Here is a 19,457-nt window from a genome sequence, read left to right on the forward strand (position 1 = left end):
CGGGGGCACGGGTGTGCTGCAGGGGTTCAAGGACGTACCGAGGGTCGTGTGGCTGCTGGCTGCGGGGATCTTCGTCAACGCCGTCGTCGGTTTCACCTTCGTCTTCGTCTTCCTCTACCTGACGGGCCCGCGCGGCCTCGGCGTCGCCCAGGCGGGCCTGGTCGTCGGCATCGGCGGCGTCGCCCTGGTCGCCGGCAACTTCACCGGCGGCTGGTACGGCGACCGCTTCGGCCACCGCCGCGTCCTGCTCACCGCCTCCGCGCTCGGCGGCGCCGCCCTCGTCGTCCTGCCGGCGGTCCCGACAAGCCTGCTGGCCCTCGTCCTGGCGCTCGCCCAGTACGCCTCCGGAGTGATTCGCGCGGCCAACTCCGCGCTGGTCGCCGTCACCGTGCCGGAGGGCTCCCGGCGCCAGGCCTTCGCCGTCACCCGCTGCATGTCCAACGCCGGCTTCGCGCTGGGCGCACCGCTCGGGGCCTTGGTCGCGACCGGACTCTCGTACGACTGGCTCTTCGTCGCGGACGGCCTCGGCACTCTCTTCTTCGCCCTCTGGACCGCCCGGGTCGTCCCTGCCAGGGCAGCCACAGCTCCTGCCGCGGCCCCGGACGGGGGTCTGGGCCGCGGAGGGCTGTGGCGGGAGCTGCGTGCGCGGCCGGCCGTCCTCGTGCTGCTCGGCGCGATCGTCGTCATCGACCTCGTCTACCGGCAGCACTACACGACGTTCCCGGTGTTCCTCGCCGACCACGGCATGGACACCCGCGCGTACGGGCTGCTCATCGGGATCAACGGCGGCGTCATCATGCTCCTGGAGATCCCCGCCGCCCTCGCCCTGCGCCGGCGTTCCCCGCTGCACGTCATCGGCGCCGGTCTGGTGCTGGTGGGCGGCGGCTACGCGATGCTGATGCTCGGGGTGGGCATCGCGACCACCGTCGCGATGATGGTGCTGCTCACCTTCGGCGAGATCCTCTACAAGACCACCGCCACGGCGTACGTCGCGGACGAGTCGCCCGAGCACGCCATCGGCCGCTTCCAGAGCCTGTACGCGGGCGTCTCCGTCACGGGTGTCGTGCTCGCCGCGCCCCTCGGCGGAGCCCTGTACGACAGCACGCCGGACCTGCTGTGGCCGCTGTGCGCGGTGCTCGGCGCGGCCGCCGGGGGGATCGTGCTGGTCATGGGCGCGCGGGGGGTGCGGCGACCCGCCCGCCCGGCACATGAGACCGGTTCGCGACCGGAGGCCGTCGCCGGTTAGGTTTCGGATATGACTGCTACGCGTACCACCGGCGCCGTCGCCGCCGGACTTGCCACCATCACCGCCGACGGCACCGTCCTCGACACCTGGTTCCCCGCTCCCGAGCTGGTCGCCGAGCCCGGTCCGGCCGGCACCGAGCGCCTCACCGCCGACCAGGCCGTGGAGCTGCTGGGCGCGGCCGCGGCCAAGGCGATCCGTGACGACGCGGTCCGCGGCGTCGAGGTCGTAGCCGTCCGCACCGTCATCTCCTCCCTGGAGGACAAGCCGCTGGACGCGCACGACGCGTACCTGCGCCTGCACCTGCTCAGCCACCGCCTGGTCAAGCCGCACGGCCAGAACCTCGACGGCGTCTTCGGCCTGCTGACCAACGTGGCCTGGACCTCACTGGGCCCGGTCGCCGTCGACCAGGTCGAGACCGTCCGCCTCAACGCGCGCGCCGAGGGCCTGCACCTCCAGGTCACCTCGATCGACAAGTTCCCGCGGATGACGGACTACGTCGCGCCCAAGGGCGTGCGCATCGCCGACGCGGACCGCGTCCGCCTCGGCGCGCACCTCGCCGAGGGCACCACCGTCATGCACGAGGGCTTCGTCAACTTCAACGCCGGCACCCTCGGCACCTCCATGGTCGAGGGCCGCATCTCCGCGGGCGTCGTGGTCGGCGACGGCTCCGACATCGGCGGCGGCGCCTCCACCATGGGCACCCTCTCGGGTGGTGGCAAGCAGATCATCTCGATCGGCGAGCGCACCCTGATCGGTGCCGAGGCGGGCGTGGGCATCGCGCTGGGCGACGAGTGCGTGGTCGAGGCCGGCCTCTACGTCACCGCGGGCACCCGCGTGACGCTGCCGGACGGCCAGATCGTCAAGGCCCTGGAGCTCTCCGGCGCCAACAACATCCTCTTCCGCCGCAACTCGGTGACCGGTGCCGTCGAGGCGCGCCCGTACAAGGCGGCCTGGGGCGGCCTGAACGAGGTCCTGCACAGCCACAACTGACGCCTGATCCGTCCCCGATCGCCCTCCCGGCCCACCCGGCCCGGAGGGCGTTCGGCTGTTCGGTGACGCTGTTCGGTGACCTCCGGGCGAGCCCGGTGGCCGGCGGTCAGCCCGCTCGGCGTTCGACCGCGTCCGGCTGCAGCCGCAGCTCCTGGGGCTGGTAGCAGTCCGAGTAGACGGTGGCGACGACCGCACCGCAGGCGCACACCAGGTTCGGACCCCATTCGCCGTCCATCCCGCAGCAGTACCCGCGGCGCATCGCGACGTCCGGGTGCGCTTCGAGGCCGATGCCGTCGCCGGGGTGGAGCACGATGGTGCCGCTCGGGCCGGACTCGACGAGCAGGCCGGACGAGTCCTCCAGCACGTACGGGGGGCCGCAGGGCGCGGGGTCGATCGCGAAGGTCCCGGGGGCCATCCGCACGATCGGTTCGTCGGTGTGGCCGTTCTCGTCCATGGGCCCCTGCTGTGGCCGGTACCACTCGTCGTCCACGTTCGGGTCCGGCAGCGGCCGCTCGGTGACGACCGGAGTCACGGCGCGGCGGCAGCCACGGCACAGGAAGACCGTCGTCAGGGGCGTGTGCATCGGGCGGACGCTCAGTGCAGGGGGATCGTGCGGACCAGGCCCGCGAAGGCCTGCTTCTCCGCCTCGGTCAGCTCCACCGACTCCATCGGGTGCCCGGCGGCGCCGCGCTGGCCCGGGATCATCGGCAGGCCCTCGGCGACGGCGGGCTCCGCGTGGTGGAACCGGTCCTCGCCCCGCAGGTGGCGCAGGCCGGTGAACGAGACGATCGCGGCCACGAGCAGGACGGCGAGGCCGATTTCCTGGGCGAGGGAGATGGAGGGGAGCACGAGGATCCTCCAGGAGTGCGGTCGGTACGAGCCGGTACAAGATCGAGCGTGGAAATACTCAACCACCACAACGGGCCGATTCGGCAGGGATGTGTCGAGCGTCACGCCAGGGCCGAAAGTCCCTACCTTGTCCGGGAAGGCCCGGTTACGGCTCCAGGTGCAGCTTGAAGCCCTCGTGGCTGCGTGCGAAGCCCAACCGCTCGTAGAAGCGGTGCGCGGCCGTCCGCCGCTTGCTGCTGGTCAGCTGGACCAGGCCGCAGCCACGCTCGCGGGCCCGCTCGACGGCGAGCCGCATCAGCTCGGCGCCGAGCCCGGAGCCCCGCCGGTCCGCGCGGATGCGTACCGCTTCCACCAGCGCCCGCTCCTTCCCGTTCTGGCCCAGGCCCGGGATGTACGTGAGCTGGAGGCAGCCGAGGACGACCTCGCCCGGCGCGTCCGATCCGCCGGCCGCGTGCGACCTGCCCGCCGGGTGCGACCCGCCGGCCGGATCCGCCTCGTCGGTGAGGACCAGCAGCTCGTTGCGCGGGTCCGCCTCGATCGCCGCGAAGGCCCGCTCGTGCGCCTCGCCGACCGAGATCGACGCCGGGTCCGGGACAGCGTCCTCGTCGGCGAGCAGGGCGAGTACGGCGGGCAGGTCCCGGCGGGTGGCCTCACGGAAGATCATGGCCGGAATTGTGACAGGGGGCCCGGCCGGGACGGCGGCCGGACCCCCTGCGCCTGCGCACCCCGAAGGGTTACGGGCGGAAGCGCAGCACCTGCGGGTCGTGGTCGCTGTTCTGCGCCGAGAACTCCGCGTTGATGTGCACGCTGTCGTACGTGAACTTCTTGATCGCCGGGCTGGTCAGGATCTGGTCCAGCACCTGCGCGTTGCCCTGGTAGACGTACGAGTAGCGCTCGGCCTTCGGCAGCGACTTGATCGCCGGGTACAGCGCCCCGCCGTCCGCCAGCGCGTCCGTCGTCGCCGAGAACTCGAAGTCGTTGATGTCACCGAGGACGAGGACATTGGCGTTCTTGTCCTCGGCCAGGATCTGCTTCACGAAGCCGTTCACGGCCTGCGCCTGCTGCAGCCGCTTGGCCTCCGAGGAGCGGACCGGCGGCTGGTGGTGCGAGGCCAGGCCCTCGTCGCCACCCTTGGAGCCGAAGTGGTTGGCGATCACGAAGACCGTCTTGCCACGGAAGACGAACTCGCCGGCCAGCGGCTTGCGGCTGTCCGCCCACGCCGGGTTGGCGGGGTCGACGCGGCCGGGGGAGTGGGTCAGGGCGGCCTTGCCGTTCACCTTGGTCACGCCGGTCGCCGTCACCGCGTCACCCGGGGCGCGCTCGGTGAAGGAGACCCGCGCCGGGTTGAAGAGGAACACCTGGCGGATGTTGCCGCCGGGCTCGCCGCCGTCCTTCTTGTCCTCCGGGTTGACCGTCCGCCACTGGTAGGCCGGGCCGCCGGCGGCCGAGATCGCCGCGGTGAACTTGGTGAGGGTCTGCTCGGCCGAAACGGTGCCGTCGTTCTTGGCGCCGTTGTCGTCCTGGATCTCCTCCAGGGCGAGGACGTCGGGGGAGGCCAGGTTCTCCACGACGGCCTTCGCCAGCGCGTCGAACTTCTCCTGCGGGTCGGTCGGGTCGAGGTTCTCGACGTTGTACGTGGCCACCGCGAGCTCCTGCTCGGCCTGCGGCTTGGTCTTCTCGGGGGCGAGGGTGCCCGCCTTGACGGTGCCGAGGGTGCGGGCCACCAGCGTGTAACCGCCGAACTGGTTGAAGTCCAGCGGGCCTTCCGTGGTGCCGGTCAGCCGGTCGCCGACGTTGGCCACCGGGAAGGGCTGCTGCGCGATGGGCGCGAGCTGCTGGATCTGCAGACGGCCGGTGTTCTGGGACTCGTACGAGCCGTAGATGGTGCCGCCGCGCTTGGCGGTGTTCTCCCAGCCCTTCACCGTGACCCACAGCTCCGAGTACGGGTCGGTGGCGCCGACCACGCGGGAGGTGCCGATCTTGACGTTCATGCCCTCCAGCGACTCGAAGTAGTCCAGGGCGTAGCGCGCGGGCTCCAGGGCCAGGCCGTTGATGCTGCCGGCGGCGGCCGCGTCACCGGCCGGGGCGTACTCGGCGGGCACCGTGTACTCGTTGATCGCGGTGGCCTCGGGCAGCGCGTTGCCCGAGGAGACCACGGCCACCGTCGGCTTGGAGATCTGGGTGACCGACTGGTTGCCGGAGGTCAGGCCGCCGGGGATGTACTCACCCACGGTGCCGGAGACCTTGACCGCGTCGCCCACGGCGACGGTCGGGACCGCGTTGGTGAAGACGAAGACGCCCTCGCTCGTGGCGTCGTTGTCGTCCGCGTCCGGGTCCTGGATCCAGAAGCCGCGCGAGCCGTAGGTGCGGACACCCGTCACGATGCCCTCGACGTCCGTGACCTGCTTGCCGTTGAGCGGGGATATCCGGGTGGTGCCCTGAATGTCGTGGATGCGTATCGGATCGGCGGACACGGCGCCTTCGGCCGCGTCGGCGGAACCCGCGAGCAGGCCGGTGGCCAGTGCGGTGGCGACGAGGGCCGCGACGGCGGCGGAACGGGGATGCGAGGAGCGCATGGGCGGGAACTCCGGTGTGGGAGAGGGAAAAGGTGGGGGGTGCGGCAGTGAGATCTGCGGAAGGCAAGCCGCTCCCTATACATCTACGCGCGTCAATTTCCTGTGTGGTCAGCAAAGTTGTCAAGCCCTCCAGGGAATACGACAGCTGACTGTGGGATGAACCAAAGGGGATGGCCCGCCGGACACGCCCGAAATGCGTCTACGCTGGAGCGCCGTACGAAGGCCACGCCTGTCATCTGCGCCACATCCGCATGCCCGCACTGCCCGTCATGTCGGCCATGTCAGCGAAATCCGGGCGCATATGACGGTCCGGCCGGCAGTACGGCCGTGTCACCAACGCCACACCCCGTCCCACCGCGTCCGCGAGGAGAACCGCCCCATGTCCGCAGACTCGCACCCCACGCTGCCGCCCGTACGGCTGCGCTCCGACGCGGAACTGGCCCGCGACGCTCTCGGCGCCCCGCTGTTCGCGCGCGCCGTACGGCTCGCCCGCTGGGCCGGACCCGACACCCGGGTCGGAGTCGGTGGCGAGCTCGCCACCGACCAGCTGCCCGAGGCCGCCGCGGTGCTCGGCCTCGACGCCGCGGACGAGGACTCGGCCGGGTACGCGAGCCAGGCCTGGCGGGTGGCCGTGGACACCGGGCTGGTCGACGTGACCGAGCCGGAGGACGACCACGGGGACGACCACGGGGACGACCACGGGGACGGCGACGGGGACGACCACGGGGACGGCGACGGGGACGACCACGGGGACAGCGACGGGGAGCGCTTCGGTACGGCCGCGCCCGGCGAGGACCTCGCGCTGGTGACGAGCGGTGCGCCCGGCGACGTACTCGATCTCTGGCTGGCCGCCCTGGACACGGTGCTGGCCGACGCGGCCGTGCCCGACCTGGACGACCTCGTCGACGCGCTGGACGCGGGCGGCGAGATCGACTTCGACCGGCTGGACTGGAACCCGGGGCGCGAGGCGGACTTCCTCGACGGGGTCCTCGCCAACCTCTACCTGCTCACCGTCACCGAGGGCGGGGCCGCGGACGGACCGATTCCGCTGCCGGTGCTCGCCGCGTCGATGATCGTGCCCGACGACATGGGCGAGCCGACCGATGCCGTGCTGGAGCAGGTCTCGGACGCGATGATGCGCCTCGACGACCAGTTCCGGCAGCTGGCGCCGATCGGCCTGGTGGACTTCCGGCCCGTCGACGAGGAGCTGATGGCGGAGGCCGACAGCCCCCTGGAGTCGGAGCCCGCGGACACCGGCGGCGGTGGGGCGGGTGCGGGCGCCGCGGACGACGAGGACGTCTCCCGCTACGGGATGGTCCGCCTGACCCCCCTCGGCCTGTACGGGATCCGGGCCCGGATGCTGGAGGCCGGGGTCGATGCCCCCGCCGTCGGCGAACTGGCCGAGAAGGGCGCCGACGCGCTCCTCGACGCGGTCTCCCTCTACTCCGAGAACGCCGCCCAGGCCGAGATCGAGCACTGGCTGGCCGGCCGGGAACAGCCCGCCGCGGCCGCCGAACTGCTGGCCGCCGCCCGCGGGGACGACGAGGGCGGCCCGCTGCGCCGGCTCCGCTGCCAGCAGGCCCTGGCGCCGGCCGGGCCGGAGGCCGAGCCCGCGGTCCGCTCGGTCCTGGACGACCCGGAGCTCGGCGGGCTCGCCCGGGTCTGGTTGGCGGAGCGCGGGGTGGGCGACGTACCGGCGCCGGACCCGGAGATGGTGTTCTGGCTGACGGTGGACACGATCGCGGCGCAGCTCGCCGCCGACGGGGAGACGGAGGAGCTGCCGCTCCTGATGCAGACCCTGACCGCTCATCACACGGGCTTCTTCGAGCAGGTGTGGCGGGTGGAGCACCCGGCGACGGCGTACGTCCTGGAGGCGATGGGCCGCCTGCACCCGGACAAGAAGGCGGCCAAGGAGGCCCGCAAGGCCGCGTTCAAGGCCCGCTCCCGCCGCCCGGCCTAGGGTGCGCGTGTCTTTCGGATCAGGCCGGATGGCCGGCGGAGTGGCGACCGAGGACAACGCGGCGAGCGTGCGTGCCGTGCACCGCGACCCCGGCATGATCCGAAAGACAGCCTCAGGTCCCGGCCGGTGTCTTGCCGATCAGCCGGCCCGATCGGCAAGACGTCCCCGGGGCCGTCTCTGCCGGAGACCGCGCCGGAGACCTGCCAGGGGCCCGCGCCGTCCGACCCGCACGGCGCACCGCTCGGCAGGTTCCGGCAAGGACGGCTCAGCCCGGCATGTGCCAACCACCGCCCGCAATGCCCCAGCCGGTGAGCTCGGGATCGACCGGAGGGAGCGCCCAGGGGTCCAGGGTCCCGTCGCAGAGCTCCGCCAGGAACTGGACCATTCCGCCCTCGTAGTGCCACCAGGCGCTGTTGTGCGAGCTGATCGTGACCGGCCACCGGTCCGGATCACCCCCGAGCACACTCCAGAAGAAGTCGTCACCCTCCTTCGAGTCCGCCCAGAGCAACAGGTTCGTCGAGGCGAGCTCGACGGGACGCAGCTCGGGACCCTCTCCGTCGAGCTCCCGCGCCCACGCCTTCGCCCGGTCGCTCTCCTCCCCGGGCAAAAGGCCGGACAGGCCCAGGAAGTCGCCCAGTTCGAAGGGCGGATACCACTCGGTGAGCGACTTGAAGTCGGACGGTAGAGCCGTTCCGATCCTCTCCTCGACCGCGTGCCAGTCGAGAACCGCCGGTTCCTTGCGACGGAGCTCCACCAGCCCGGGCACGGCGCGCTCCAGGGAGGCGATCGCCCGGTCGGGATCAAGGGTCCTGCGCACCGGCTACTGGGTACCTATGAACTCATCCACGGGCGCAGCCTGCCAGAACCGGCGGCCCGCGACCGTGGACGGGGTGGGTGCCCCGTCCGGGTGTGGGGGAGTCGCCCGGACGGGTGGTGACAATGCGCCGTTCCTGGGGCCGGAGTTGGCCATTCCGGGGCGCGGCAAGGCATCGGTTCCTCTTGGTGGGTAGTTCAGCCGCCGTTCACGTGCGGGCGAGAGCGTGTGCGCCGACGACCGCACGACAGGCGCACCACCTCCCCACCCCTGGAGACCTGATGCCGCTCAGCCGCAGAGACTTCACCGCCCGTACCGTCATCGCCGGCGCGGGAGTCGCGCTCACCGGGACGGTCGGCGCCCTCGCCACCGCCCCGGGGGCGCTCGCCGCCGAGGACAGCACCGATCGCGACGCGCACGGGCGGCCCTGCGAGCCCGGCTACGGCCCGCTCGTCCCCGACCCGGCCGGACTGCTGGCCCTGCCCGCCGGGTTCACGTACCGCGTCATCACGCACAGCGGGGTCACCAAGCTGGACTCCGGCGAGAGCACCCCGTCCAACCACGACGGGACCGCCGCCTTCGAGGGCCACCGCGGGGTCACCCTCCTCGTCAACAACCACGAGCTCAAGGGCAAGCGGGAGAGCTGGCCCCACCCCGTCCCGCTCACCGACGGCCTGGTCTACGACCCGGCAGCGGCCGGCGGGTGCACGGTCGTCGAGGTCCGGCGCGGCGGCGAGGTCGCCGAATGGGTGGGCGTCGCCGGTACGTCGACCAACTGCGCGGGCGGCGCCACCCCCTGGAACACCTGGCTGACCTGCGAGGAGACCGAGGACCTCGCGGGGAAGAACGGCATGACCAAGGACCACGGGTACGTCTTCGAGGTCGACCCGCACGACCGGCGTGCCAACCGCGACCCGCGGCCGATCAAGGCCTTCGGCCGGTACGCCCACGAGGCCGTGGTCATCGACCCGCGCCAGGGCCACGCCTACCTCACCGAGGACGCCTCCGGCCCCAACGGCCTGCTCTACCGCTGGACCCCGCCCCGCGGGTTCCACCACGGGCGCGGCAGGCTCCGTACGCTCGCGGCCGACGCAGGTGTGCTCCAGGCCGCCAAGTGCATCGACAGCTCCGGCCGGTTCGTCGACGACTTCTCGCGCGCCACCAAGATCGGCACCGTGTACGGGGTCGACTGGGTGGACGTGCCCGACCGCGACGCCCGGACCGTACCGGTGCGCAAGCAGTTCGCCGACGGGGTGGTGACGCGCGGGCGCAAGCTGGAGGGCATGTGGTGGGCGGACGGCGGCGCGTACTTCGTCTCGTCCTACGCCCGTGAGGAGAGCCCGGGCGCGGCCCACGACGGTCAGGTCTGGTTCTACGACCCCAAGCGGCGCACGGTCCGGCTCACCGTCCTCATCGGGGTCAACGCCACCCCGTCGGTCGACGGCGGCTACGACGGCCCCGACAACATCACCGTGTCGCCGTACGGCGGCCTGATCATCGCGGAGGACGGCTCGGGGCTGCAGCACCTGTTCGGCGCGACCGAGTCGGGACGCACCTACCCGCTGGCGCGCAACGAGCTGAACAACGGGTCGGTGGAGGAGCCGGAGTACTCCGAATTCACCGGTGTCTGCTTCTCGCCGGACGGGCGCACGCTGTACGCCAACATCCAGGACCCGGGCATCATGCTGGCCATCACCGGGCCGTGGCGGCGCGGGCACTGACGTCGACGGCGCCCCGGCGCGGGCGCCACGCGGGCGGCCCGCGGTGCGGGCGCCGGGGCACCGCACGGGCCGCCTACTGGGCCGGGGAAACCTCCGTGCGAGAGGCCTCGGCCCACTCGGCGAGCAGGAACTCGTACGCCTCCGAGGGCCACTCGCCGTCCACCCGGGTCTCGACAAGGTGCCGTATCGCCTCGTTCGCCTCTGCGGCGGACGGGCGGGCGGGACCCGCGGGGCTGAGTGTCTTGTACATGGTTTCAAGGCTACGGGCGGGCACTGACAGCCACCTACGGATTACGCGTGGCATCCATCACCCGGATCGCGCACCGGTGGCCGCATGTGCCCGCCCACCTGCTCAGAGTGCCTGCGCGGCGGGCTTGACCATGCCGCGCACTGTGCGCGACTTCACAAAGTCGCCCATGGCGGTCATCTCCCATTCGCCGGAGAACTGCTTGATCAGCTTGGCCATCATCACGCCGGTCTGGGGCTCGGCACTCGTCAGGTCGAAGCGCACCAGCTCCTCGCCGCTCGCCGCGTCGATGAGCCTGCAGTAGGCCTTGGCCACCTCGGTGAACTTCTGGCCGGAGAAGGAATTGACCGTGAAGACCAGGCCGGTGGCGTCGGCGGGGATCCGGCCGAGGTCCACGACGATCACCTCGTCGTCGCCGGCGCCCTCACCGGTGAGGTTGTCACCGGAGTGCTTGACGGCGCCGCCGAGGATGGACAGCTTGCCGAAGTAGCAGCTGTCGATGTGGTTGCGCTGGGGGCCGTACGCGATGACGGAGGCGTCGAGGTCGATGTCCTTGCCGCGGAAGGCGGGCTCCCAGCCCAGTCCCATCTTGACCTGCGAGAGCAGCGGACGGCCGCCCTTGACGAGGGAGACGGTCTGGTTCTTCTGGAGGCTGACCCGACCCTTGTCGAGGTTGATCTTCCCGGCGCCGGCGCCGGCGGCGGGGGCCGGCGGCGCGGGCGGCGCGACGGGGGCGGCCGGGGCGGGAGCCGCGGGCTGGGTGGCGCCGCCGAGCCAGGGGGAGGCCGGGTAGGAGACCGGCGGGGCCGGGGGAGCGGCGGGCGCCGGCGGGGTCACGGCCTGGGGCGCCGCGGGCTCCTCGTCCACGGAGACCCCGAAGTCGGTGGCGATGCCGGCGAGGCCGTTAGCATACCCCTGGCCGACCGCGCGCACCTTCCACACGCCACCGCGCAGGTAGATCTCGACGACGACGAGCGCGGTCTCCGTGCCCAGCTGCGGCGGGGTGAATCCGGCGATCACCGCGCCGCCGTCGGCGTTGCGCACGGTGGCGGTGGGCTCGATGCCCTGGAAGCTCTGCCCGGCGGCGTCCGGGCTGGCCGTGACCACGATTCGCTCGATGCCCGGGGGCACGGCGCCGGTGTCCACGGTGATCGAGTCCGGCGTCGAACCGCCGCCGGACCGGTAGCTGACACCGGGCCCGGTGGGCTGGTTGAAGAAGATGAAGTCGGCGTCGGAGCGCACCTTGCCGTCCGCCGTCAGGAGCAGCGCCGATACGTCGAGACGCACCGGCGCAGCCACGTCGACCGTCACGCGGACGGCATTGAGCGGCAGGTTGGATCCAGGGGTCATAGCGGTCATGCCCGGAGAACGACCGGAGGTGCTTTGCCGTTCCCTTACCCTCGCGACATTTCCGCGCCGCGTTTCCGTTCCGCTTGCGGCGGGTGGGCTCGTACGGCCGCGGGGAGCCCGCCGCCGAAACGGCGGTGGGCTCCCCTGCCGGGCCCGCGTAGGGACGGGGGGTGACCTGCCGGATGTCAGGGACGACGTTCGAAACGGAAGACGGCCGCCGCACCCCAGGCCGTCACCCCGATGGTGAACCAGTCGTCCGTCCGGTCCGAGCCCATGAAGAACGCGATGAATCCGGCGATGAAGGCGATCAGGCCGCACACCCCCAGCGTGATGCCGAGCGCCGGGCGGACGGTACGCGCCAGCTGGCGGCGCAGGACGCGGCGGCGGGCGCGGCGCCGACGGCGCTTCAGCCGGCGGATCTCGGTCTTCTGCCGGGCGACCTCGCCGTTGCGGCAGAGCAGCTCGTGCTCGGCCGCGGCGATCAGGTCGTCCAGGGTGTGCCCCAGGACCGCCGGGGCGTTCGGGTGTTGCGGACCGTACTCATCGGGCATGCTGCTCATGGGATGTCCTTTCACAGGGGTGTCCGTCGGCCCGCTGCTCTCGGTTCGAAGGCCTGGCGAGCAGCGGGCTTCATGCTGCGCGGGGTTACTGCAGCCGTACGGCGCAGACCGCGGTGAGTGCCGCGGCGCCGATCGTGAGCCAGAGCGGAGCCGCGAACGGCCAGCGCGGCAGAGCCGCCCAGATCTGACCGGGGGGGATCAGCTGCCAGCCCCCGTCCGCCCGTGTACGGCGCCCGTGGTTGCGGCGCCCCTGGCTACGGCGTCCGCGCCAGAGCCGCCCTTCGGTCTTTTCGGCCGCGCCCTCCTCGAGCCGGGCGAGACGCTGGGCGACCTCGGCGTACACGTGGTCGAGCTCTGGTTCGACGTCCCTGACGGTGAGCCGCGCACGGGCCCAGGCGTGCAGCGCCCGGAGGTGCCGGCCGTACCAATTCTCGAAGCCGAGGTTTTCGCCCTCGTTCGTCATGTGCATCCTCTTTCCAACTTGGCTCTCACTGGCCGGGTAGTGGGCGGGGCCGTCGCCTGGTTGCAGCCGTACGACGGCCCCGCCCGCGTGTGTGCGGGACTGCCGTGGTCACTCGTCGCTTTCGATGTAGCCGGTCTTCTCGCCGAAGGGGCGGAGGGCCTCCTTCAGGCTGGGAAACTTCTCCTCGGCGCGCTTGACGGCCGTACGCACCGTCCGGCGGGACACCCCGAGCCGCTTGGCGATCTTCGCGTCGCTGAGCAGGGCGCCCTCCTCGCTGAAACGCATTTCGAGGATGGCGCGCTGACGGCCTTTGAAGTGCCTGCGGAAGAGGTTCCAGAACGCGTTGAGCTCGTCCGGGGCGAACCGGAAGTCGTCCTTGTCCTCGTCCTCGTTCCGGTTCTCGGGTTCCGGTGGCTCGTCGTCGGGGCCGCCGGGGTCGACGAGGTGGTCGAAGTACGTCGTGGGGTACGCGTTCCTGCGGTCGCGGTTCTCCTTCCGGTTCAGGATCTTGATCTGGTTGAAGATCTCGTCGGTGAGGAGGTCCGTCACCTCCTCCAGTCCGGGATTCCTGTCGGCCTGGTCGAGTCGTACGAGCAGGCAAATGGCCGCCTCGCTCATGACCTGGATCTTGCTATCGCCCGATAGGGCGCGGAAGTCAGGGCTGACCAGTGCCCTCGACTCTGCGGCCCGGTACGCCTCGCGAAGGGTCTCGCGCGGCGGAGGCCCGCATCGCTGGGCAGGAATCTCGGTCACCGGTTGCCTCCACGCACTTGCCGACTCGGGGGTGGGACCGCCTGAAGGTGGTCCTACCCCTTGCGGAAATCGGCGGCAAAGTAGCCCGAGGCATCCATGTGGGTGCAGTTGACGGAGCGCCACATGGAGAGGGGGTGTTGCGTACGAAAGGCGGCCGCCCTCCCGGGATCGGGAAGGCGGCCGCTCGGGTCGCACGGGGCTGGGGCTGTGAAGCCGGGCCCCTTCGACGGTGCCGGTGGTGGCGCCGGTGGTGGTTGCGGTGGTCGTTCCGGCTGCCGTAGCGCGGCGCGCGTTCCGCTCAGCCTCCGGTGACCTGGCGCGGCAGTCCCAGCGGGTTGGACTCGCGCAGCTCCGGCGGAAGGAGCGCGTCCGGCACGGACTGGTAGGCCACCGGCCGCAGCCAGCGCTCGATCGCGGTGCCGCCCACCGAGGTGGAGTGCGAGGTGGCCGCCGGGTAGGGGCCGCCGTGGTGCTGGGCCGGGGCCACCGCCACCCCGGTCGGCCAGCCGTTGACCACGATCCGCCCCGCCAGCCCGGTGACCTGCCCGATCAGCGCGGCGGCCGGACCCGGCGCGCCCTCGGTCTCGGCGGCCGACAGCTGGAGCGTGGCGCTCAGGTTCCCGCCGAGGAGCCCGAGGACCGCGCCCGCCTCGTCCTGATCGGCGTACCGCACGACGACGGTGACCGGACCGAAGCACTCCTCCAGGAGGACGTCGTACGCACCGCCCTCCAGGAGCTGTTCGGCCCGCACGGTCAGATAGCCCGCCCCGACGGTGTGTTCCCCGCCGGAACCGGGGGTCACGGGTGCGTCGACGCCGGGCAGCGCGGTCCGTTCGCGTACCCCGGAGACGAAGTTCTCCCGCATCCGGTGGTCGAGCAGCACCCCCGGCTCGATCTCCCCGAGCGCCTTGGTGAGCTCTCCGGTGATCCGGTCGCCGTCCGGGCCCTCGGGGACCAGTACCAGGCCGGGCTTCACGCAGAACTGCCCGACGCCGAGGGTGACCGAGCCCGCGAGCCCGGCGCCGATCTCCTCGGCGCGTTCGGCGGCGGCGGCCGGGGTGACCACGACGGGGTTCAGGGAGCCCAGTTCACCGTGGAAGGGGATCGGCACGGGCCGGGCGGCGGCCGCGTCGAACAGAGCCCGCCCGCCCCGGATGGAACCGGTGAATCCGGCGGCCGCCACCAAGGGGTGGCGGATCAGCTCCAGGCCGGCGTCGAACCCGTGGACCACGCTCACCACTTCGGCCGGGAGCCCGGTCGCGACTGCGGCCCGGCGCAGCAGCGAGGCGCACAGCTCGGAGGTGGCGGGGTGGTCGGGGTGCGCCTTGACGACCACGGGGCAGCCGGCCGCGAGCGCGCTCGCGGTGTCGCCGCCGGGGACGGAGAAGGCGAGCGGGAAGTTGGAGGCGGCGTAGACGGCGACCACGCCGAGCGGGATCTTGTAGCGGCGCAGCTCGGGGCGCGGCGGGCTGAGGGTGGGATCGGCACGGTCGATCCGGATGTCGAGGTAGGACCCGGCGTCCACGGCGTCGGCGAAGGCGCGCAGCTGGCCGGTGGTGCGGGCCAGTTCGCCGGTGAGCCGGCCCGGGCCCAGCGCGGTCTCGGCGTCGGCGGCCTCGATCACATGGGCGGCCGACTCGTCCAGCAGCGCGGCGGCCGCACGCAGGAAGGCCGCGCGGACGGTGGCATCGGCGAGCGCGCCGCGGGCGGCGTGGGCGGCCCGTACCGCTTCGTCCACCTCCTGGGGTGTGGCCTCCACCGCAACCTGTTCGCGCTGCTTCCCGGTGCGGGGGTCCACACTCCAGACTGAAGTCGTTGTCATGGCCCGCCGCCTCCTGGATCGTTCAGTATTCTGAACGTCGTTCTGGTGGATGAATGATCACATCTGCTGTGGACTCTATTTCCGCGTCCTCGGCGTGACAAGAGGCGACCAGAGGGGGAGCAGGCGTATGACGACGGCCGAGTCGGGGATTCCGGTCCAGGCGGCGCCGGTCAAATCGGCGGTGCGGACCGTTCTGCTGCTGGAGCATTTCGCCGCGCGACCGGGCCTGCACAGCCTGGCCGACATCCAGAACGACCTCTCGCTGCCGAAGTCCAGCCTCTACATGCTGCTGCGGACGCTGGTGAACCTGGGGTGGGTGGAGACGGACGCGACGGGCACCCGGTACGGCATCGGCGTACGGGCCCTGCTGGTCGGCAGCTCGTACATCGACGGCGACGAGGTGGTCGCCGCCGCCCGGCCCACCCTGGACCGGCTCTCCGACGACACGACGGAGACGATCCACCTGGCCCGACTGGACGGGACGAGCGTGGTCTACCTCGCCACCCGGCAGTCCCAGCACTACCTGCGCCCCTTCACCCGGGTCGGGCGGCGGCTGCCCGTGCACTCGACGGCGCTGGGCAAGGCCCTGCTGGCCACGCACACGGACCAGGAGGTACGGGGGCTGCTGCCGCGGCGGCTGGAGGCGGTCACCGAGCACACCGTCACCGACCGGGAGCAGCTGATCGAGGAGTTGGCGCTGGTGCGGGAGCAGGGGTACGCGGTGGACCGGGAGGAGAACACGCTCGGGCTGCGCTGCTTCGGAGTGGCCGTGCCGTACCGGACGCCGGCGCGGGACGCGGTGAGCTGCTCGGTGCCGGTGGCCCGGCTGACGGGGGAGCACGAGCAGCTCATCAAGGCGGCGCTGTTCGAGGCGCGGGACCGCCTGTCGGTGGTGACGCGCCGCATGTGACGTGCCGCGTGTGACGCGCCGCGTGTGACGTGCCGCGTGTGACGCGCCGCGTGTGACGCGCCCGTGGGTGGGTCGGGTGCTGTTCCTCCCCCGTGCGGGGGAGGCGGTTACCCATCACGGGGGAGGCGGCGGGGACGCGCAGCCGCGAACGTCGAGTCATGAACACGCGAGAGACGCACCCGAGTCACCTGACGGAAGCCGAGCCGCCGTCGCCCTCCCCCCTGGGGTCCGGGCGGCGGGTCCTGCGGGCGGTGGCCCTGGCCTCCACCGTGCCCTATCTGGGGCTCAAGACGCTCTGGCTGTGCGGGAGTCACCTCGGGATACCCGAGGGCAGCGTGCTGCGGGAGCCGGGCCCGTTCTTCATGGCGGCCAATTCCGTCACGTTGGTCATGGACGCCTGCGTGATCCTGCTCGTGTTCGTGCTCACCGGACCGTGGGGCATACGGGTCCCGGGCCCGCTGCTGACCGTCCCGGTGTTCGTGGCCACCGGACTGCTGACCCCGATCCTCCTCGGCTTCCCGGGCCAACTGCTCGTACGGGCGCTCGGCTTCGGGACGGACCCGACGGGACAGGCGGCGCGGGAACCCTTCCTGGACCCGTGGGTGTTCCACGTCGTCTACACCGGATTCTCGATCCAAGGACTCGCCCTGGCGGCTCTGTTCGTGCCCTATGCGCGCGAGCGCTGGGGATGGGCCTGGCGGGGCGTGACGGGGGAGCGGCTGCCGTCGTCCACGGGGGTGGTGGCGGCAGCCGCGGCGGCCGCCGGCCTGGCGGTCGCGGGGGTGTCGCTGTACTGGGCCTTCGGTGGCGCCGCCGGCCTGGGCGCCGAGCGGGCGGCCGCCTACTGCGCCGACACGGCCGTGGTGTCCGCGGTCCACGCGGCGTGCGCGGTCGCCGCCGGAGCCGGCGCTCTGCTGCTGGCCCGTGGCGGGACGCTGCGGGCGGTGTGGTCGCTGGGCCTCGCCTGGGTCGGCGGGGCGGCGACGCTGAGCTGGGGGGCATGGATGACGGTCGCCGCGCTGGGACCGCAGTTGGACGCCGGTGAAGGGCCTCCCGGCACCACGGTGTTGATCTACGCTGGCCAGATGATCACCGGACTGCTCGCCGGCACCGTCCTCATACGGTTCCTCGCCACCCGCCGCCCGGCGTGAACCGGTCGGCGGTGGCGAGGGCCCGGTGGCGCTGGGTGCACCTGATCCTCGGCGGCGCCCTGCTGATGCCGTACTTCCTCCTCACGGAGGTGGTGGTCGGTGTCGTCGCGGGTGGGGTCAACGCGCTCAACTCCGGCTCCCTCACCCTCCTGTCCTACGCCGCCTCCCTACCCCTGGTCGCCGTCACGGCGCTGTTCGGGCCGGTCCGGCCGATGTCGGTGGCCGCCGTCCGGGCCATGTGCGAGGTGCCGGGAGAGGGGTTGGCCGACGGGCCGGCGAGGTCCTGGGCCGCGCGGGTGCGGGCCTCGGCCTGGTGGACCCTGCACCTGGGGATCGGCGCGCTGATCAGCGCGCTGACCCTCGCGCTACCGCCCATGGCGGTCCTGCTGATCGCGGTGCCCGTGGTGGGGCGGATGCGGGACGTCGAGTTGGGGTACGGCTGGTTCTCCACGGCCGCCGACCCGTACGTCGCCCCCCTGCTCGGCATCGGACTGCTCGCGGGGCTCACCCTGTGCGCGGTCGGAGCCGGGAGGCTGCTGGCCGGGACGGCGCCCGTACTGCTCGGGCCCACGGCGGCGGACCGGCTGGCCGCGGCCGAGGAGCGGGCCGCCGACCTGGCGGTGCGCAACCGGCTGGCCCGCGAGCTGCACGACGCGGTCGGGCACGCCCTGAGCGCCGTCACCCTCCAGGCCGCCGCCGCCCGGCGGATGCTGGAGCGCGACCCCGACTTCGTACGGGAGGCGCTGGCCGCCATCGAGGACACCACGCGGCGGACGGTGGGCGAGCTCGACGCCGTGCTGGGCCTGCTGCGGGACGGGGACCCGGCCCGGCCGGACACCGCGCCGGCGCCCACCCTCGCCGCCGACCTCGACGGGCTGCTGGCCCGGACCCGGGCCGCCGGTACCACCGTCGTCGCCCACCAGGACCCCGGACCCGCCGGGGACTGGGCCGCCCTCCCCGCGATCGCCTCCCGCGAGGCGTACCGGATCGTCCAGGAGGGCCTCACCAACGCCCTGCGCCACGGGGCGGGCCCCGTGGATCTGCGGATCCGCGTCCAGGCCGGCCCCGACGCCGCACACCGTGAACTGGAGATCATCATGACCAATCCCCCGGTGGACCCCGCCGAGGCCCGGGAGACCCGTACCACCGGGGGCCGCGGACTGCGCGGCTCCGCGGAGCGGGCCGCACTGCTCGGCGGCAGCGTCGAAGCCGGCCCGTACGGGGACCGGTGGCGGCTGCGGGCCGTCCTGCCGCTCGCCGGGGAGGACCGATGACCGTGCCCGCGACCACTCCCACCACCACTCCCACGACCACTCCGGCACCGCGGCCGCCGTTGCGCATCGTGCTCTGCGACGACGAGCGGATGGTCCGCACCGCGCTGCGGGTCATCCTGGAGGCCGAGGCCGACCTGGAGGTCGTCGGTGAGGCGGCCACCGGGGCCGAGGCGGTTCCGCTGGTCCGCTCACTGGCCCCCGACGTCGTGCTCATGGACGTCCGGATGCCCGAGATCGACGGCATCCGGGCCACCGAGCAGATCCTCGCCACCATGGCCGAGCCGCCCCGGATCGTGGTCGTCACCACCTTCGAGAACGACGCCTACGTCTACGACGCGCTGCGCGCGGGAGCCGCCGGCTTCCTCCTCAAGCGGGCCGACCCCGACGAGCTGATCGGCGCGGTCCGGCTCGTCGCCCGCGGAGACTCGCTGCTCTTCCCGGCCGCCGTCCGCTCCCTCGCCGCCGCCCACACGGCCGGCGCCCCGCCCGCCGTCGCGCCCTGGGTGGCCCGACTCACCGAGCGCGAGGCCGACGTACTGCGTCTGATGGCCACCGGGCTGTCCAACCACGAGATGAGCGAGCGCCTCGGGGTCGGACCGCAGACCGTCAAGACCCACGTCGCGGCGGTCCTCACCAAGACCGGCTCCCGCGACCGTACCCAGGCGGTCATCGCGGCCTACGAGGGAGGCTTCATCATGAAGAAAGGCTGAGACCCCCGCCACAATCGGGTCAGAGCGGAACGGTCGGCGCGGTTGGGACGTCCTTCTGGGG

19 protein-coding genes are annotated in these 19,457 nt (G+C 72.5%); 8 read left to right on the forward strand and 11 right to left on the reverse strand.

What is annotated here, in order from left to right:
* Nucleotides 1-16 precede the first annotated feature (16 nt).
* Together BCL76_RS28450 and dapD are read left to right on the forward strand one after the other, a co-directional pair.
* Nucleotides 17-1,246: an MFS transporter gene (locus BCL76_RS28450; protein WP_109782324.1), complete on the forward strand. Its 1,230-nt coding sequence runs from the start codon at nt 17-19 to the stop codon at nt 1,244-1,246.
* Between the two features lie 9 nt (nt 1,247-1,255).
* Complete coding sequence (gene dapD / locus BCL76_RS28455) at nt 1,256-2,236, forward strand: 2,3,4,5-tetrahydropyridine-2,6-dicarboxylate N-succinyltransferase (protein WP_030762538.1); 981 nt, start codon at nt 1,256-1,258, stop codon at nt 2,234-2,236.
* Nucleotides 2,237-2,342: 106 nt separating this feature from the next.
* Here the strand turns inward: dapD and BCL76_RS28460 are convergent, their stop codons facing one another.
* The 4 genes from BCL76_RS28460 to BCL76_RS28475 all read right to left on the reverse strand — a co-directional run bounded on the left by BCL76_RS28460 (nt 2,343) and on the right by BCL76_RS28475 (nt 5,661).
* Entirely contained in the window at nt 2,343-2,819 is a 477-nt protein-coding gene (locus tag BCL76_RS28460) for a hypothetical protein (protein ID WP_109782224.1), read from the reverse strand.
* Between the two features lie 11 nt (nt 2,820-2,830).
* Nucleotides 2,831-3,085, reverse strand: coding sequence for a hypothetical protein (locus BCL76_RS28465; protein WP_109782225.1), 255 nt, complete (start codon nt 3,083-3,085; stop codon nt 2,831-2,833).
* Between the two features lie 145 nt (nt 3,086-3,230).
* On the reverse strand, nt 3,231-3,749 hold the full coding sequence (locus tag BCL76_RS28470) for a GNAT family N-acetyltransferase (protein ID WP_109782226.1): 519 nt from the start codon (nt 3,747-3,749) through the stop codon (nt 3,231-3,233).
* Between the two features lie 70 nt (nt 3,750-3,819).
* Nucleotides 3,820-5,661 carry an endonuclease/exonuclease/phosphatase family protein gene (locus tag BCL76_RS28475; RefSeq protein WP_109782227.1) on the reverse strand — a complete coding sequence of 614 codons (1,842 nt, stop codon included), beginning with the start codon at nt 5,659-5,661 and terminating at the stop codon, nt 3,820-3,822.
* Nucleotides 5,662-6,040: 379 nt separating this feature from the next.
* On the opposite strand from BCL76_RS28475, the gene BCL76_RS28485 reads away from it, so the two are divergent.
* Complete coding sequence (locus tag BCL76_RS28485) at nt 6,041-7,621, forward strand: hypothetical protein (RefSeq protein WP_181382763.1); 1,581 nt, start codon at nt 6,041-6,043, stop codon at nt 7,619-7,621.
* 265 nt (nt 7,622-7,886) lie between these two features.
* Here the strand turns inward: BCL76_RS28485 and BCL76_RS28490 are convergent, their stop codons facing one another.
* Entirely contained in the window at nt 7,887-8,438 is a 552-nt protein-coding gene (locus tag BCL76_RS28490; protein ID WP_258309944.1) for a hypothetical protein, read from the reverse strand.
* Between the two features lie 278 nt (nt 8,439-8,716).
* On the opposite strand from BCL76_RS28490, the gene BCL76_RS28495 reads away from it, so the two are divergent.
* Nucleotides 8,717-10,156: an alkaline phosphatase PhoX gene (locus tag BCL76_RS28495; protein WP_109782230.1), complete on the forward strand. Its 1,440-nt coding sequence runs from the start codon at nt 8,717-8,719 to the stop codon at nt 10,154-10,156.
* A gap of 73 nt (nt 10,157-10,229) precedes the next feature.
* Here the strand turns inward: BCL76_RS28495 and BCL76_RS39170 are convergent, their stop codons facing one another.
* The 6 genes from BCL76_RS39170 to BCL76_RS28520 form a co-directional block, all read right to left on the reverse strand.
* Nucleotides 10,230-10,406, reverse strand: coding sequence for a hypothetical protein (locus BCL76_RS39170; RefSeq protein WP_181382764.1), 177 nt, complete (start codon nt 10,404-10,406; stop codon nt 10,230-10,232).
* A gap of 102 nt (nt 10,407-10,508) precedes the next feature.
* Entirely contained in the window at nt 10,509-11,753 is a 1,245-nt protein-coding gene (locus BCL76_RS28500; RefSeq protein ID WP_109782231.1) for a TerD family protein, read from the reverse strand.
* Nucleotides 11,754-11,938: 185 nt separating this feature from the next.
* A complete protein-coding gene (locus BCL76_RS28505) occupies nt 11,939-12,313 on the reverse strand; it encodes a hypothetical protein (RefSeq protein WP_109782232.1) in 375 nt (124 codons plus the stop codon).
* Between the two features lie 85 nt (nt 12,314-12,398).
* Nucleotides 12,399-12,776 (reverse strand): hypothetical protein, encoded by a 378-nt coding sequence (locus tag BCL76_RS28510; protein ID WP_109782233.1) that lies wholly within the window; start codon nt 12,774-12,776, stop codon nt 12,399-12,401.
* Nucleotides 12,777-12,884: 108 nt separating this feature from the next.
* On the reverse strand, nt 12,885-13,394 hold the full coding sequence (locus tag BCL76_RS28515; RefSeq protein ID WP_109782234.1) for an HTH domain-containing protein: 510 nt from the start codon (nt 13,392-13,394) through the stop codon (nt 12,885-12,887).
* A gap of 433 nt (nt 13,395-13,827) precedes the next feature.
* Nucleotides 13,828-15,351 carry an aldehyde dehydrogenase (NADP(+)) gene (locus tag BCL76_RS28520; protein WP_109782235.1) on the reverse strand — a complete coding sequence of 508 codons (1,524 nt, stop codon included), beginning with the start codon at nt 15,349-15,351 and terminating at the stop codon, nt 13,828-13,830.
* A gap of 127 nt (nt 15,352-15,478) precedes the next feature.
* On the opposite strand from BCL76_RS28520, the gene BCL76_RS28525 reads away from it, so the two are divergent.
* The 4 genes from BCL76_RS28525 to BCL76_RS28540 all read left to right on the forward strand — a co-directional run bounded on the left by BCL76_RS28525 (nt 15,479) and on the right by BCL76_RS28540 (nt 19,396).
* On the forward strand, nt 15,479-16,261 hold the full coding sequence (locus tag BCL76_RS28525; RefSeq protein ID WP_109782236.1) for an IclR family transcriptional regulator: 783 nt from the start codon (nt 15,479-15,481) through the stop codon (nt 16,259-16,261).
* A 158-nt stretch (nt 16,262-16,419) separates the two neighbouring features.
* On the forward strand, nt 16,420-17,412 hold the full coding sequence (locus BCL76_RS28530) for a hypothetical protein (RefSeq protein WP_109782237.1): 993 nt from the start codon (nt 16,420-16,422) through the stop codon (nt 17,410-17,412).
* A 65-nt stretch (nt 17,413-17,477) separates the two neighbouring features.
* Nucleotides 17,478-18,686, forward strand: coding sequence for a sensor histidine kinase (locus BCL76_RS28535; RefSeq protein ID WP_109782325.1), 1,209 nt, complete (start codon nt 17,478-17,480; stop codon nt 18,684-18,686).
* Nucleotides 18,683-19,396, forward strand: coding sequence for a response regulator transcription factor (locus BCL76_RS28540; RefSeq protein ID WP_109782238.1), 714 nt, complete (start codon nt 18,683-18,685; stop codon nt 19,394-19,396). Before BCL76_RS28535 ends, BCL76_RS28540 begins: the two co-directional genes overlap by 4 nt.
* The last annotated feature ends 61 nt before the right edge of the window (nt 19,397-19,457 follow it).

This window comes from Streptomyces sp. CG 926 (assembly GCF_003148825.1).
Taxonomy (GTDB): domain Bacteria; phylum Actinomycetota; class Actinomycetes; order Streptomycetales; family Streptomycetaceae; genus Streptomyces.